At 62.9% G+C, this 15,794-nt stretch carries 13 protein-coding genes; 5 read left to right on the top strand and 8 right to left on the bottom strand.

Annotated features, from left to right (window positions below; all coding sequences use genetic code 11):
• Position 1: 1 nt before the first annotated feature.
• The 6 genes from ACYVHK_RS17755 to ACYVHK_RS17780 all read right to left on the bottom strand — a co-directional run bounded on the left by ACYVHK_RS17755 (position 2) and on the right by ACYVHK_RS17780 (position 6,642).
• Positions 2 to 1,015 (bottom strand): septal ring lytic transglycosylase RlpA family protein, encoded by a 1,014-nt coding sequence (locus ACYVHK_RS17755; protein ID WP_460534814.1) that lies wholly within the window; start codon positions 1,013 to 1,015, stop codon positions 2 to 4.
• Entirely contained in the window at positions 1,012 to 2,127 is a 1,116-nt protein-coding gene (gene rodA, locus ACYVHK_RS17760) for an FtsW/RodA/SpoVE family cell cycle protein (protein WP_460534816.1), read from the bottom strand. Before rodA ends, ACYVHK_RS17755 begins: the two co-directional genes overlap by 4 nt.
• Positions 2,117 to 4,090, bottom strand: coding sequence for a penicillin-binding protein 2 (gene mrdA / locus ACYVHK_RS17765; RefSeq protein WP_460534818.1), 1,974 nt, complete (start codon positions 4,088 to 4,090; stop codon positions 2,117 to 2,119). Before mrdA ends, rodA begins: the two co-directional genes overlap by 11 nt.
• Positions 4,087 to 4,599, bottom strand: a complete 513-nt coding sequence (mreD, locus tag ACYVHK_RS17770) for a rod shape-determining protein MreD (protein ID WP_460534820.1) — start codon at positions 4,597 to 4,599, stop codon at positions 4,087 to 4,089. Before mreD ends, mrdA begins: the two co-directional genes overlap by 4 nt.
• A complete protein-coding gene (gene mreC, locus ACYVHK_RS17775; protein WP_460534822.1) occupies positions 4,599 to 5,504 on the bottom strand; it encodes a rod shape-determining protein MreC in 906 nt (301 codons plus the stop codon). The genes mreD and mreC overlap by 1 nt, the downstream gene beginning before the upstream one ends.
• A gap of 94 nt (positions 5,505 to 5,598) precedes the next feature.
• Positions 5,599 to 6,642, bottom strand: a complete 1,044-nt coding sequence (locus tag ACYVHK_RS17780) for a rod shape-determining protein (protein ID WP_460534824.1) — start codon at positions 6,640 to 6,642, stop codon at positions 5,599 to 5,601.
• Between the two features lie 231 nt (positions 6,643 to 6,873).
• On the opposite strand from ACYVHK_RS17780, the gene gatC reads away from it, so the two are divergent.
• The 5 genes from gatC (at position 6,874) to lpxO (ending at position 11,663) form a co-directional block, all read left to right on the top strand.
• Positions 6,874 to 7,161, top strand: coding sequence for an Asp-tRNA(Asn)/Glu-tRNA(Gln) amidotransferase subunit GatC (gene gatC / locus ACYVHK_RS17785; protein WP_460534826.1), 288 nt, complete (start codon positions 6,874 to 6,876; stop codon positions 7,159 to 7,161).
• Positions 7,158 to 7,751, top strand: coding sequence for a D-sedoheptulose 7-phosphate isomerase (gene lpcA / locus ACYVHK_RS17790; protein ID WP_460534828.1), 594 nt, complete (start codon positions 7,158 to 7,160; stop codon positions 7,749 to 7,751). Before gatC ends, lpcA begins: the two co-directional genes overlap by 4 nt.
• Positions 7,748 to 9,196, top strand: coding sequence for an amidase (gatA, locus tag ACYVHK_RS17795; protein WP_460534831.1), 1,449 nt, complete (start codon positions 7,748 to 7,750; stop codon positions 9,194 to 9,196). Before lpcA ends, gatA begins: the two co-directional genes overlap by 4 nt.
• An 18-nt stretch (positions 9,197 to 9,214) precedes the next feature.
• Positions 9,215 to 10,642: an Asp-tRNA(Asn)/Glu-tRNA(Gln) amidotransferase subunit GatB gene (gene gatB, locus ACYVHK_RS17800; protein WP_460534833.1), complete on the top strand. Its 1,428-nt coding sequence runs from the start codon at positions 9,215 to 9,217 to the stop codon at positions 10,640 to 10,642.
• 112 nt (positions 10,643 to 10,754) lie between these two features.
• On the top strand, positions 10,755 to 11,663 hold the full coding sequence (gene lpxO / locus ACYVHK_RS17805; protein ID WP_460534835.1) for an aspartyl/asparaginyl beta-hydroxylase domain-containing protein: 909 nt from the start codon (positions 10,755 to 10,757) through the stop codon (positions 11,661 to 11,663).
• 458 nt (positions 11,664 to 12,121) lie between these two features.
• Here the strand turns inward: lpxO and ACYVHK_RS17810 are convergent, their stop codons facing one another.
• Both ACYVHK_RS17810 and purT read right to left on the bottom strand, forming a co-directional pair.
• A complete protein-coding gene (locus tag ACYVHK_RS17810) occupies positions 12,122 to 14,269 on the bottom strand; it encodes a prolyl oligopeptidase family protein (protein ID WP_460534838.1) in 2,148 nt (715 codons plus the stop codon).
• A 76-nt stretch (positions 14,270 to 14,345) separates the two neighbouring features.
• Positions 14,346 to 15,545 (bottom strand): formate-dependent phosphoribosylglycinamide formyltransferase, encoded by a 1,200-nt coding sequence (gene purT / locus ACYVHK_RS17815; protein ID WP_460534839.1) that lies wholly within the window; start codon positions 15,543 to 15,545, stop codon positions 14,346 to 14,348.
• Between the last annotated feature and the right edge of the window lie 249 nt (positions 15,546 to 15,794).

A 15,794-nucleotide genomic window follows, 5' to 3' on the forward strand; every position in this document is an offset into this window, starting at 1 on the left:
GTCAGTGCACGACCACCGGGCGCAGATCGGCCCTGCTGGCGATGCGATCCGCCACCTGCTGGGCTTCCTGCTTGCTGGCGTAGGGGCCGAGCCGTACGCGCCAGACTTGGCCGTTGGCTTCGATCACCGGCGTGCTGCCTAGCCAGTCAAGTGCATCGGCCACCTTGTTGCGGAAGGCCTCGGCGCCGGTCTGGGTACCGAAGGCGCCGAGCTGTACCCAGCGCTGTTCCACCCCGGCTTCCGCCACTACCTTGACAGGGGGTGGGTCGCTCGCGGCCTCGGCCAGCTTCAGCAGCGGATCGGCCAGGGCACCGCCGGCAACCACCGGTGCGCTGCCGGGCGCGGCTTCCACGACCTTCAGCAGATTGGATTCGGGACTCGGTGCCGCGGCGACCTCGCCCGGCAGCAGGGCCTCGACCCGGACGCGGGCACTGCCACCATTCTGGTAGCCCAGGCGGTAGGCCGCGGTATAGGAAAGATCGATCACCCTGTCCTTGTGGAACGGTCCCCGATCATTGATACGCACCACGACCGACTTGCCGGTAGTCAGGCTGGTGACACGGGCATAGCTGGGGATGGGCAGGGTCGGGTGGGCGGCCGACAGTTTGAACAGGTCATAGGGCTCGCCACTCGAGGTACGTTTCCCGTGAAACTTCTTGCCGTACCAGGAGGCCACGCCTTCCTGCACGAAGCCACCCAGCTCCTTGCGCGGAGTGTAGGTCTTGCCCAGCACGGTATAGGGCCGGTTGGCGTATTTGTTCAGCGGTTCCAGCTGCGGCTGGGGTTCCGGCACAGTATCGAGGTCGTAAGGCACCTCAAGTATCGGGCCGTCATCCTTGTAGTAGCCACCGTACTGCTTCGGTATCTGCTCGGGCTTGGCCGGTGGCAGTGGCTCTGTTGCAGAAGGGACATGCACCGGTTTGGCAGGCGCAGGCCGGCTGACCGGGGCCGGCGTATGGCTGGCGCAACCGGCGGCAAGCAGGCTGAGGACAAGGGCGGCGTGGCGTGCGTTCAACTCTTCATCAACTTTCGGTCGCGATGGATGGCCATCAGCATACCGAAACCGATCAGGATGGAAAGCATGGCGGTACCGCCGTAGCTGACCAGGGGCAGGGGCACGCCCACCACCGGCAGCAATCCGGACACCATGCCGATGTTGACGAAGGCATAGGTGAAGAAGGAGAGCGTCAACGCCCCCGCCAGCAGGCGGCCGAACAGGCTGGAGGCGTTATTGGCGATGATCAGGCCACGCCCGATGACACAGAGATAGACCAGCAGCAGGATGGCGCCGCCGACGAGGCCAAACTCCTCGCCATAAACGGCGAAGATGAAGTCGGTGGTGCGCTCGGGGATGAAATCCAGCCGGGTCTGTGTGCCATGCGTCCAGCCCTTGCCGGTCACGCCGCCGGAGCCGATGGCGATGGTGCCCTGGATGATGTGGTAGCCCTTGCCAAGCGGGTCGGACGAAGGATCGATCTGTACCTGTACGCGCTGACACTGATACTCACGGAACACCTTGGTACAGCGGCCCAGATCAGCCACGAACCAGACGGCCATGACGCCGACCAGCACCAGCGGCAGGATGAAACGCCAGGACAGGCCGGCCAGGAACAGGACGTAGAAGCCGGCCGCCGAGATCAGCGTGGCGGTACCCAGGTCAGGCTGCTTGAGCACCAGGGCCGCGGGTACGGCCACCAACAGGGCGGCGATGGCAAAGTGCTTGAGCCGCAGATTGGCCTCATGCCGATGGAAGAACCACGCCAGCAACATGGGCACCGCGAGTTTCATCAATTCAGACGGCTGGATGCGGGCAACACCTAGATGCAGCCAGCGTTTGGCGCCGTTGGTGGTCTCGCCAAACAGGGCGACCGCGATCAGCAGGATCATACCCAGCAGGTAGATAGGGGGCGCAAGCCACATCAGTTGCGTCGGCTTGAGGTTGGCAACGATCCACATGGCCGTGAGTGCAACGACAACCGACACCAGCTTGCTGGTGACCTTGTCCACACTCTCGTTGGAGCCGGAGTAGATGGTGGCGAGGCTGATGATCAGCAGCATGCCGGTAAACAGCAGGAGCCAGGGGTCGATCGGCGCGACGATGCGCCCGAGCAGGCGTTTAATCCACATGGCGATGACTCATGAACTGCTGGATGGGGGTCAGGGGTGCGCCACCGGACGGCGGCTCGACCGCTTCTTCATCCGGCACCGGCTCAGCCGCGGCCTTGTCCGGCGCCGGGACCTTGCCGGTCAGGTAGTAGTCGAGCACCTTGCGTGCGATCGGTGCGGCGTACTGAGCACCGAAGCCGACGTTCTCGACGATCAGTGCGACGGCGATCTTGGGCTTGTCGGCCGGCGCAAAGGCGATAAACCAAGCATTGTCCTTGAGGTGTGCCGCCACCTTGCTGGCGTTGTACTTCTCACCCTTGAGGCTGTAGACCTGGGCGGTACCGGTCTTACCGGCCGAGGTGTACTCGGCGCCCCGGAAGGCAGTGGCACCGGTACCTTCCTTGTTGACACCAACCATGGCGTTCTTGATCACGTCGATATTGGCCTGCTTCAGCGGGATCTGGTTGACCGGCTTAGGCTCGACCACGGTACGGGCACGGGTGGCGCTGTCCTCGACATAGCGCACCAGGTGAGGCCGGAACACCACGCCGTCGTTGGCCAGGATGGAGGTCGCCTGGGCCAGTTGCAGCGGTGTATAGGTGTTGAAACCCTGACCGATGCCGATACTGATCACGTCGCCCACCAGCCATTTCTTGGCTTCCGGCTTCTTGAAGGCCTTACGCTTCCATTCCTGTGAGGGCAGGATGCCTGCCTTCTCGCCCGGCAGATCGATGCCGCTCTTCTGGCCAAAGCCAAACGGCGCCATGAAGCGGGAGATATTGTCGATGCCCATATCGTAGGCAAGCTGGTAGTAGTAGGTATCGCAGGACGCGACGATGGAGCGGTACATGTCCACCCAACCATGGCCGCCAGGCTTGTCGTCGCGCCAGCGGGCGCTACCCAGCGTAAAGAAGCCGGCATCGTGGATACCATACTGCGGTGTGCGTTTGCCGGTTTCCAGCGCCGCCAGCGCCATGAAGGGCTTGAAGGTGGAACCGGGCGGGTAGATGCCCTGGATGGCGCGATTGTTCAGGGGTCGGTCGATGGAATCGTTCAGTTCCTTCCAGCTGACCGGATCGATACCGTCGACGAACAGGTTGGGGTCGAAACCCGGCCGGGAGACGAGCGCCAGGATGCCACCGGTTTCCGGCTCGATGGCTACCAGCGCGCCACGGTTCGTGCCAAAGGCTTGCTCGGCGATCTGCTGCAGCTTGATATCGACCGTCAGCATCAGGTTGTTGCCCGATACCGGCGGGGTGCGACGCAAGGAGCGGATGGCGCGGCCGCCGGCATCGGTCTCGACTTCTTCGTAACCCGTCTTGCCATGCAGGATGGCCTCGTAGCTCTGCTCCAGGCCAAACTTGCCCATATGGTCGGTACCCTTGTAGTTGGGCAGCAGACCGTCTTCGTCAAGCTTGTCCATATCGGTTTCGTTGATGCGGCCGATATAGCCGACCAGGTGCGAGGCGGACTCCCCCATGGGGTACTGGCGGAACAGCCGGGCCTTCACTTCCACACCGGGGAAGCGGAAGGACTGGGCCGCAAAGCGGGCGACTTCCTCGTCGCTCAGGCGGGTCTTGATCGGCAGGGATTCGAAATCCTTGCTTTCGTCGAGCAGCTTCTTGAAACGACGGCGGTCCTTGGCCGTGATCTCAATATAGTGCGACAGCTCATTGATGGTTTCCTCAAGCTTGCCGGGCAGCTTGGAAGCCGTGATTTCGAGCGTGTAGGCCGAGTAGTTGTGCGCCAGCACCACGCCGTTGCGATCGGTAATGATCCCGCGCGAGGGCGGGATGGGGACCAGCGAGATGCGGTTGGATTCGGCCAGGGTCTGGTATTTGTCGTACTGCATGACCTGCAGATAGACAAACCGCCCTAACAAAACCGAGAAACCAAGGAGTACGAAAGCGACGACCACCGCCAACCGCCACTGGAAACTGAAGCGTTCACCGTGGTGGTCACGCAATACGGTGTAGCGGCTCATGACTGGATTTCAGCCGGTTTGTCTACGCGCTGCGGCATCTGGAACAACTGGCTCAGGAACGGCCAGCACACGGCGCCGGTGATCGCGCCCAGGAAGTAGCTCCAGCCCGGGAAGGCGCTGCCGGTGCCCAACCGCACCAGCAACATGATCACTTGGTTGGCGAGCAGCAGCGGCCCGATATAGAGCGCCTGCTGCCACAGCGGGAACATGCCAAGCTGGCGATGACGCGACATGGCGAACCATGTGGTGGTGCAGTAGGCGAGGCCATGCTGGCCGAATACGTTGCCATCGGCGATGTCGAGCAGGATGCCGAGCCAGAAGGCCCAGCCCACGCCCACGTGACGCGGCTGGTTCATGCACCAGTAGAGCAAGGCCAGGGCGACGAAATCCGGCAGGATGGCGCGCGCAGTGGGGCCCCAGGGGATCAGCGCCAGCGTCATCACCAGGATGAAGGTGAAAAAGATGAAGCTGCGTTTGACGGGCTTGAGTAGTTGGCTGGAGACCGGCATCAGAGCGTCTCCTTCTTATGGGATTTCTTGGGGCTAATCGGTTCGGGTGGCGCCGGCTGCGGTGGCAGGGCGCGCTGCTCATCAAGAATGAACATGAAGCGGTGCTTGTCCACATCGGCCATCGGCATGGCGCGGACTTGTGCGAAGGCGAGGCCGGGATTGCGATCCACCTTGCTGACCTTGGCGACCGGCAGCCCGGAAGGGTAGGTGCCATCAATGCCGGAGGTCACCAACACGTCACCATCGACGATATCGGCGTTGAGCGGCATCCAGTTCACCTGCAGGGCATTTTCCTTGCCCATACCGTACAGCACCGTACGCAGACCGTTGCGCAGGACCTGCACCGGTACGGTGTGGCCCTTGTGGGTGATCAAGGTGACTTCGGAGGTCAGCGGCTGGATACGGGTGATCTGGCCGACCACGCCCAGTGGATCGATGACGACCTGGCCGAGCTTGACGCCGACCGTCTCGCCGCGATCCAGCACCAGCTTGGCGGTATAGGGATCACGATCATCGTATAGCACCTCGGTCAGCGCGCCTTTGCCGTGCTGGGTTTCGCGCGTAACCAAGAGTTGCCGCAGCTGCTGGTTCTCTTGCTGTAGCGCTTGCAGGCGCAACAGTTCGGCATTGGCCAGCAGGCGGTCATCCTGCAGCTTGCGGTTCTCGCGCTGCAGTTCGGTTTGCGAAACAAGGAAGTCACTCACGCGGTGGGCGGCAGATACCGGTGCGGTGGCCAGCCACTGCAAGGGATAGAGCAGTACGGACGCCGCCTCACGCGCCGGCTGCAGGATCTGCCAGCGTACGTCGACCAGCAACAACGCCAGCGACAGGCTGGCGTAGATCAATAGCAAGCTGAATGGCTTGGGGCCCTGCTTGAAGAACACAGGTTGGGTGGTGGCTTGCATGTGGGCGACAGCCTGCTCTAGGGCATCAAGGCAACAGGGGCGAGGCGGGAAGGGTTACTTCGCTCGGCTCACCCCCGGGTTGCTGGTATCGGTATCAATCGTTGGTAAAGATCGTGCCGACCTTGTCCATCTTCTCGAGCGCCTTGCCCGAGCCCCGCACCACGCAGGTCAGCGGATCATCGGCCACGATGACCGGCAGACCGGTTTCTTCCATCAGGAGGCGATCCAGATCACGCAGCAACGCACCGCCACCGGTCAGCACCATGCCCTTGTCGGCAATGTCGGCACCCAGCTCTGGCGGGGTCTGCTCCAGCGCCTGCTTCACGGCAGAAACAATCTGGTTCAACGGTTCAGTCAGCGCTTCGAGAATTTCGTTCGAGGAAATCGTGAACGAGCGTGGGATGCCCTCGGCCAGGTTGCGGCCCTTGACTTCCATTTCACGCACTTCGGCGCCAGGGAAGGCCGAACCGATGGCCTTCTTGATCGACTCGGCGGTGGTTTCGCCGATCAGCATGCCGTAGTTACGGCGGATGTAGTTGATGATGGCTTCGTCGAACTTGTCTCCTCCGACGCGCACGCTGTTGGCGTACACGATGCCCCCCAGCGAGATCACGCCCACTTCGGTGGTGCCGCCGCCGATATCGACCACCATGGAACCGGTGGCTTCTTCGACCGGCAGGCCGGCACCGATGGCCGCGGCCATGGGTTCTTCGATCAGCTCAACCTTGCGCGCACCAGCACCCAGTGCCGATTCCTTGATGGCGCGACGCTCCACCTGGGTGGAGCCACAGGGCACGCAGATCACGATACGCGGGCTGGCGGCAAACAAACGGCTGGGGTTCACCTTCTTGATGAACTGCTTGAGCATCTGTTCGGTGATGGTGAAGTCGGCGATCACGCCGTCCTTCATCGGGCGGATGGCAGTGATGCTGCCGGGCGTGCGGCCCAGCATCTTCTTGGCCTCGGCGCCGACGGCGAGGATGGTCTTCTTGGCGGCTGGACCGCCTTCTTGCTGGATGGCCACCACGGAGGGTTCGTCCAGGACGATGCCCTTGCCCGAGACAAATATCAGCGTATTGGCCGTACCCAAGTCAATCGCCAGGTCGTTCGAAAAATAGCCGCTCAAAGATCCGATCATGTGTAAACCCGTGTCCTGTGTCTGCGGCGCGATGCGCCGTTTGCAGCCGTCACCGTCGTGGCGGAACTGCGCTCAATATCCCTGTTACCGACCGGTTTGCTTTTGTCCTTGAGAGTCAACGCCTTGCGTGCCTGCTTGCGCAGTCGCGCGTTGCCCCAAGTCTTGGGCGCGATAAACCCGATATGTTACCCTAACGGGCTTGCAAGATTAAAGATTTGAAGGGTTTTTACCATGTCCCTGACTGATGCTGATGTGCGCCGCATCGCTCGCCTGTCCCGGCTGCGGGTCAACGACCAGGAAGTTGCCGAGGTTGGCCAGAAGCTGAACGGCATTCTTGGCCTGATCGAACAACTGCAGGCGATCGATACCGAGGGCGTCGAGCCCATGAGCCACGCTCGTGATGTCGCGCTGCGACTGCGCGAGGACGTAGCAACGGCGCCCAATCGCCGCGAAGCCTTCCAGGCTGTGGCGCCGGCCGTGGAAAACGGTCTGTACCTGGTTCCCAAGGTCATCGAATGAGCAGCGCCGCCCATATCCGCGCCACGCTGAACGAAGGTCGCGAGCTGCTGGAACGGGTGCTGGCGGACGATGCGTTCATCGCGTCGGTCGAGCAGGCCAGCCAGCTGCTGGTGCATTCGTTCCAGGCTGGTCACAAGGTCATCTCGGCCGGCAATGGTGGCTCGCACTGCGATGCCATGCACTTTGCCGAGGAACTGACCGGCCGCTATCGCGACAATCGCCCTGCGCTCGGTGCCATTGCCGTCTCCGACCCTTCGCATCTGTCCTGCGTGGGTAACGACTATGGCTTCGAGTTTGTGTTCTCGCGCTTTATTGAAGGCGTGGGACAGGCTGGCGACGTGCTGTTTGGTATCAGCACCAGCGGCAACTCCAAGAACATCCTGCGCGCCGTTGAAGCCGCCCGTAGCCGTGGAATGAAGGTCATCCTGCTCTTGGGCAAGGATGGCGGCCAATTGCGGGGGCTGGGCGACGCCGAGATCACCGTGCCGCACTTTGGCTACGCCGATCGCATCCAGGAAATCCACATCAAGGTTATCCATATCCTCATCGATCTGATCGAGCGTGGGGTAGGGTACGTAGAACAGCCATGACCTATACGCTAAAACAAGCCGCCGCGCTGCTTTCTGCCGGCAAGACCTCCGCCGTTGAACTGGCGACCGACTACCTGGCCCGCATCGAGGCCAGCCAGGCCTCGCTCAATGCCTTCATTACCGTTGATCGGGACCTGACCCTGACGATGGCGCGCGCTGCCGATGCAGCCCGTGCCGCCGGCAACGCCGGTCTGCTGACTGGTGTGCCCATCGCCCATAAGGACATCTTCTGTGCCGAAGGCTGGAAGACCACCTGCGGCTCTAAGATGCTGGAGAATTTCATCTCGCCTTACGACGCGGGCGTGGTAGAGCGCTGCAACGCCGCCGGCCTGGTGACGCTGGGCCGCACCAATATGGATGAGTTCGCGATGGGCTCGTCCAACGAGAACAGCGCCTATGGCGTGGTGCACAACCCCTGGGACAAGGCAGCTGTACCCGGCGGCAGTTCCGGTGGTTCCGCCGTTGCCGTGGCCGCCCGCCTGGCGCCAGTCGCCACCGCGACCGATACCGGCGGCTCGATCCGCCAGCCGGCGGCCTTCTGTGGCGTGACCGGCCTGAAGCCGACGTACGGCGTGGTCAGCCGCTACGGCATGGTGGCGTACGCCTCGAGCCTCGACCAGGGTGGCCCCATCGCCCAGACGGCTGAGGACTGCGCGCTGATGCTGAACGTGATGGCCGGCTACGACGAGCGTGATTCCACCAGCCTGGAAGTAGCCAAGGAAGACTACACGCGCGACCTGAACCAGTCGCTCAAGGGCTTGCGCATCGGCCTGCCCAAGGAATACTTCGGCAAGGGCCTCGCGGCCGACGTGGCGGCCGCCATCGACGCTGCGCTCTCTGAATACAAGAAGCTCGGTGCCGAAGTTGTGGAAATCAGCCTGCCACGCACCGAGCTGGCCATCCCGGCCTACTACGTGATCGCACCGGCCGAAGCGTCGAGCAACCTGAGCCGCTTCGACGGCGTGCGCTATGGGCATCGGGCTGCCGAGTACACCGACCTGAACGACATGTATGAAAAGAGCCGGGCCGAGGGCTTCGGCACCGAGGTGAAGCGCCGCATCCTGACCGGTGCCTATGTGCTGAGCCACGGCTACTACGACGCTTATTACCTGAAGGCACAGAAGGTCCGCCGCCTGTTGTCCGAGGACTTCCAGGCCGGCTTTGCCCAGTGCGACGTGATCGCCGCACCGGCCGCACCGACCACCGCCTGGAATATCGGCGCCAAGGGTGATGACCCGGTTGCCATGTACCTTGAGGACATCTACACGCTGGGCGTGAACCTTGCCGGCCTGCCCGGCATCGCCCATCCGGTGGGCTTTGGCAGCAACGGCCGGCCGGTAGGCCTGCAGCTGATCGGCAACTACTTTGCCGAAGCCAGGCTCCTGAACGCGGCACACCAGTTCCAGCAGGTGACTGACTGGCACACCCGCGCCCCGGCGCTGTAAGGGAAAGGAACAAACAAGATGCAATGGGAAGTCGTTATCGGGCTGGAAATCCATACCCAGCTCTCGACCCAATCGAAGATTTTCTCGCCCGCCAGCACCGCCTTCGGCGCCGAGCCCAATACCCAGGTCAGCGCGGTCGATGCGGCCCTGCCGGGTGTGCTGCCGGTGATGAACAAGGTGGCGGTGGAGAAGGCGATCCGCTTTGGTCTGGCCATTGGTGCCAAGATCAACCGCAAGTCGGTATTCGCCCGCAAGAACTACTTCTATCCTGACCTGCCGAAGGGCTATCAGATCAGCCAGTTCGAGCTGCCGGTGGTAGAAGGTGGCCAGATCACCATCCGCGTCGGCGACGAGGACAAGGTGATCCGCCTGACCCGGGCCCACCTGGAAGAAGACGCCGGCAAGTCGGTGCATGAAGATTTCCACGGTATGAGCGGCATCGACCTGAACCGGGCCGGCACGCCCTTGCTGGAGATCGTGTCCGAGCCGGACATGCGCTCCTCGGCCGAGGCGATTGCCTACGCCAAGGCGTTGCATTCGCTGGTGACCTGGATCGGTATCTGTGATGGCAATATGCAGGAGGGTAGCTTCCGCTGCGACGTAAACGTCTCGGTCCGCCCCAAGGGCCAGGCCGAGTTCGGCACCCGCCGCGAGATCAAGAACCTGAATAGCTTCAAGTTCATGGAGCAGGCGATCAAGTATGAGGTGCAGTGGCAGATCGAGCAGATCGAGGATGGCCACAAGATTCAGCAGGCGACCGTGCTGTTCGACCCGGATACTGGCGAGACGCGCATGATGCGCAGCAAGGAAGACGCGCACGACTACCGCTATTTCCCGGACCCGGACCTGCCGCCACTGGTGATCGGCGAAGACTGGATCGAGCGCGTGAAAGGCGAGTTGCCGGAGCTGCCGGAAGCCATGCAGGCGCGATTCGAAAGCCAGTATGGCCTGCCGCTGTACGACGCCGGCACGCTGACCGCGAGCAAGGACCTGGCCGCCTACTTCGAGGCCACAGTGGCTGCGGGTGCGGATGCCAAGCTTGCCAGCAACTGGATCATGGGTGAGGTCGCCGCCACGCTGAACCGCGAGGAGCGCGAGATCGCCGACAGCCCGGTCAAGGCCGATGCCCTGGCACTGCTGATCCGCAGGGTGATGGACAACACCATCAACAACAAGACCGCCAAGGACGTGCTGAAGAAGATGTGGGAATCGGGCGACGGTGCCGACACCATTATCGAGCGCGACGGTCTGAAGCAGGAAAGCGATGCCGGCGCGATCGAAGCCATCATCGACACCGTGCTTGCCGCCAACGCCGCCATGGTGGAAGAGTACAAGTCGGGCAAGGAAAAGGCCTTCAACGCCCTGGTCGGCCAGTGCATGAAGGCCAGCAAGGGTAAAGCCAACCCGGCTCAGGTAAACGAGATACTGAAGCGCAAGCTGGGTTGATCGGCATCAAGCTGAAGTAGGGCCCTGTTTGGCATGCTATCGGCCGGGCAGGGCCCGAACCCCATTCCGATCTCGGCTTGGGGAGTATCAGATAGCAGAAAAGTGAAACCGCATGTCCCCGATCAAGATCGCCATATTGCTCGCCTTCGTGGCAGCGACCGCCTACACCCACCTGCGTGGCCGGGTGCGGCTGGGCTTCTGGCGCCAGCTCAGTGATCACTCGACCTTCATGTCGCCGATCAACTGCTTCATGTATCTGTTCTCCAAGGTGCCCAGCACGCCCTACCTGCCGGTCTCGCACTTCCCCGAGCTGAAGGTGCTGCAGGATAACTGGCAGGCGATCAGCCTGGAAGGTGCGAAGCTTTACGACACCGGCGACATCAAGGCCTCGGACAAGTACAACGATGCCGGTTTCAATTCCTTCTTCAAGACTGGCTGGAAGCGCTTCTACCTGAAGTGGTACGACGAAGCGCACCCGTCGGCGGCCGAGCTGTGCCCGGTCACTACCGAGCTGTTGAAAGGCATCCCCAGCGTCAAGGCCGCGATGTTCGCCGCCCTGCCACCTGGCGCACGGCTGGTACGCCACCGCGATCCGTTCGCAGGTTCCTTGCGCTATCACCTGGGCCTGGTGACACCGAATGACGACCGCTGCTATATCGATGTGGATGGCGAACGTTACAGCTGGCGCGACGGCGAACCGGTGATGTTCGACGAGACCTATCTGCACTATGCCGAGAACACCACCGATCAGAACCGCATCATTCTGTTCTGCGATATCGAACGCCCGATGTGGCTGCTGCCCGCGACCTGGCTGAACCGCTTTATCAGCCGCTACCTGATCGGCGCTGCAGCGGCCCCGAACAAGGAAGGCGACAAGACCGGCGGGATCAACAAGGCGTTTGCGTACATTCAGCAGGTGCGGTTGTGGGGCAAGCGCGTCAAAGCCAAGAGTCGCTTCACTTACTACGCCATGAAGTGGGCGTTGTTCGCTGCCATTCTGGGTATCTTCCTGCTGGTTTAAGCCAGCATTACCCCCATGCAAAAGCGCCCGGTCATGTCGGGCGTTTTGCTTTGCAGGAGCAGGAAGCGGTGGGTTTGCTCAGCACTGTGCCTGTTGGGCCAAGGAAAATACGGCGCAATGCGCTGCGGGGATTGCGCCGTACGGACTTCCCGGTTTGATGCCGCTTACCACGAAGCGCCCAAGGGTCCCCGTGAGCGCCGCTGAGCATCGCAGCGACCTGCGGGGTAGTCCGGGGAGCGTTGTCTGAGCCGGCTTGCCGGCGAGTTTCTGTCTCCGGCCGCGGGACGGACTCCCGCATTTAATTGTACGCAGTGCGGGTCTGAAGCCCCGCCCTACAGGGAGAGAAGTCCCTGGAAGCCCCCCAATACCCAATGTTTCACGTAAAACAATGAGGATTGAACAAAGAAAAACGCCGCTCCCAAGAGCGGCGTCCTCGTTACTGCGGGGACTACTGGTGATCAGGGCTGGGGCTGGAAGCCGGCCACGCCCATGCGCCACAGGAAGAAGCTCCAGACGTCGGCGCTTTCCGCCACTTGCTGGGCCTTGGTCGAGCCCATGCCGTGGCCACCGTCGTAGTCCACGCGCAGGATCACCGGCTTCTGGGTACCGCTGGCCTGCAGGCGGGCGGCCAGCTTGCCGGGCATCCAGGCGTCGACGCGCGGGTCGTTGGCGCCAGTGGTGACGATCACGGCCGGATAGGCCACGCCATCCTTGATGCGATGGTAGGGACTGTTGGACAGCATGGCGCGGAAGTCCGACTCCTTGGTCACCGTACCGAACTCGGCAATGTTCGGCGGGCCGTTCGGGGTGAACTCCATGCGCAGCATGTCGCTGACACCGACAGCGCTCTGTGCAGCAGCGAACAGCTCCGGACGGGCCGTGATGGCGCCGCCGATGGTGATGCCGCCGGCGCTACCGCCAGTACCGGCCAGCTTGGCCGGCGAGGTGTAGCCCTGCTGGACCAGGTAGTCGGCACAGGCGATCAGATCCTTGGCCGTGTTGGCCTTGGTCTGGATAAAGCCGGCGCGATGCCATTCCTCGCCGAACTCACCACCACCGCGCACATGGCAAACCGCCATCACGCCATCCTTCTCCAGCCAAGCCAGACGGTTGGGCGTGAAGCGCGCTTCCATGGTGATGCCATAGGCACCGTAACCGCTGACAATGGTCGGGTGGCTGCCATCGAGCTTGATGCCCTTGGCGGCGATCAGGGACAGCGGGACTTCCACGCCGTCGTGGCTCTTGACCATGACTCGCTTGGCCTCATAGCCGGCGAAGCTGATCGGGGAGGGCTTGATCAGGCCGGTATCGCTGACCTTACCGGTCTTGCCATTGAGGGCAAACACGCGCGGCGATTCGACCCAGCCTTCCAGACGCAGCAGCACGCCGGGGCGGTTTTCTTCGCTGACCAGCTCGCGCAGCGTACCCTTGACCGGCAGGGCGACTTCACTGCTCTTGCCCTTGAACGGCAGTCGGATCAGCTTGTCCACGCCGCCTTCGCTGGCGCGCACATAGAGGGCGTCGCTGGCGATGCTCGCTTCACGCAGGACGGCGCGGCTTTCCGGCAGGACCAGCTTGGCATGGGCGAGCGCCGGCTTGTGCAGGTCCAGCGCCAGCAGCTTGCTGCGCGGTGCGTCGAGGTTGGACTTCAGGTAGAGCGTGTCGCCATGCAGCCAGGCGTCGGCAATCTTGTCGGCCGGGGCGGCCACGCGCTGCCAGGCAGTCTTGGCGCCGGCCAGCTTGTTCAGCGGCGCGATGTAGTAGGAGTGCTCGATCGCATCGCCATGCAGGACCTCGACCAGGGCGAAGTGCGAGCCCGGTGCGGTATTGATATAGAAGATGTCGGCAATGTCGAACGGCATGTCAGGATTGATACCGTAGCCGAACAAGGGCTGATCATCGCTCACCGGCGTGCCGAGCTTGTGGAACCAGGCAGCGCTCTTGTTGTAGCGCTCGCGCTCGCCCTTGGCGTCGGCGGGGGGCAGGCGGTTGTAGAAGAAGCCGGAGCCATCGGGCAGCCAGCCAGTCTGACGGTTGAGGCCGGCACCGTCGATGCGCTCCTTGAGCCATTCACCAGTCCGGAGGTCCAGCAAGCGAAGTTCGCTGTCTTCCGAACCGCCGGCCGAGACACCGACCGCGATCAGGTGACCATCAGGCGAGGGCGAGTACCAGTCGATGGCGACATGGGCCTCGGCGCTGCCGAAAGTATCCGGGTCCAGCAGCAGGCGTTCGCCCTTGGCATCACGCACATAGAGGCGACGGCCGTTCTTGCCCGGTTCGGTCTTCAGGTAGAACAGGCGGCCTGCAGCCTGCTCGATACCGGCGACGCTGACGCTGGCATCGGCCAGTTCGGTCAGGCGCTGCTTCAGGGCGGTGCGGCCGGGGATGGTCGCCAGCACGCCGTCGGCGTAGTTGGCCTGGGCCTTCAGCCAGTCGCGGAAGTCCGCGCTCTTCATGTCTTCCATCCAGCGATACGGATCGCTGATCTTGGTGCCGAAATAGTCGTCGACCACCGGCCTGGCCGGCGTAGCCGGCGGGGCGGTCAGCGGAGCGGCCTGGGCCGTGGCGACAAGGGCAAAGGCGAGCAGGGTGAGGCGGTTGGACATGTGCTTCCTCTTCTTTGTGGTGCCTGCGGACAGGCTGTTCGGGCCGCGCCTCGTGAGCACGGCCCCACTCATTTCCTTACTGGGCTGCGACCGGCTTGACAGCGGCGGCGGCCTGCTTGGCGCGCTGGCGGGCTTCGTCGGTATCGCTGCCGGCGGCGAGTGCCACGCCCATGCGGCGACGCTCGAAGGCTTCCGGCTTGCCGAACAGGCGCAGGTCGCTGCGCGGTACAGTGAGCGCCGCCTCGACGCCCTCAAAGGCAATACCACGCGCTTCCATGCCGCCGTAGATCACGGCGCTCGCAGCAGGCTCACGCAGACCGGCGTCGACCGGCAGGCCGAGGATAGCGCGGGCGTGCAGTTCGAATTCGGAATAGCGCTGGCTCATCAGCGTGACCAGGCCGGTATCGTGCGGACGGGGGCTGACTTCGGAGAACCAGACCAGGTCTTCCTTCACGAACAGTTCGACGCCGAACAGACCACGACCGCCGAGGTCGTCGGTCACCGCCTTGGCAATCTCGCGCGACTTCTGCAGCGCCGCCGGCGACATGGCTTGTGGCTGCCAGCTCTCGACATAGTCGCCCTTCACCTGGACGTGGCCGATGGGTTCGCAGAAGTGGGTCTGCACCTTGCCATCGGCACCGATGGCGCGGACGGTCAGCTGGGTGATCTCGTAGTCGAAGTCGATCAGGCCTTCGACGATCACCCGGCCCTGGTCGACCCGGCTGCCGGCGGCGGCGTAAGCCCAGGCGGCGTCGACATCAGCCGCGGATTTCAGCAGCGACTGGCCCTTGCCGGAAGAGGACATCACCGGCTTCACGAAGCAGGGGAAGCCGATCGCTTCACAGGCGGCGCGCATGTCCTCAAGCGAGGAAGCAAAACGGTAGGGCGAGGTTGGCAGACCTAGCGTCTCGGCAGCCAGGCGACGGATGCCCTCACGGTTCATGGTGAGCTGGGTGGCACGGGCAGTGGGGATCACGGTCGCCAGGCCGTCGGCCTCGATACGCGCGAGTTCATCGGTGGCGATGGCCTCGATCTCCGGCACGATCAGGTCGGGCTTTTCCTGCTCGACCAGGGCACGCAGGGTCGCTGGATTGCTCATGTCGATCACATGGGCGCGGTGCGCGACCTGGTGGCCGGGGGCATTCGGATAGCGGTCTACGGCGATGGTCTCGACACCCAGTTTCTGCAGGGCGATCAGTACTTCCTTGCCGAGTTCACCGGCGCCGAGCAACATGACTTTGAAGGCGGAAGGGCTGAGTGGCGTGCCGAGGCGCATGATTTTTCCATCGTGGAAGTAGGGGAGACCGCCATTGTAGCGGCAAGCGCGGCGTTCGCCGGGGATCGCTGCTGTTGCCGACCATGATTGTGTTCGCACTATCGTCCACTGCTCAAAAATTAAGCGAAATAGCTTCGCATCGACGCGGAGCGACGGTAGAATGCGCCCCTGTTACCGCTGGACACCGAAGCCTTCAAGCCTTTCGTTTCCAGCGGTTTTGCGTTCTATAAAGGTCGCTCGGAGCAAGTC

Source organism: Chitinimonas naiadis (genome assembly GCF_054780835.1).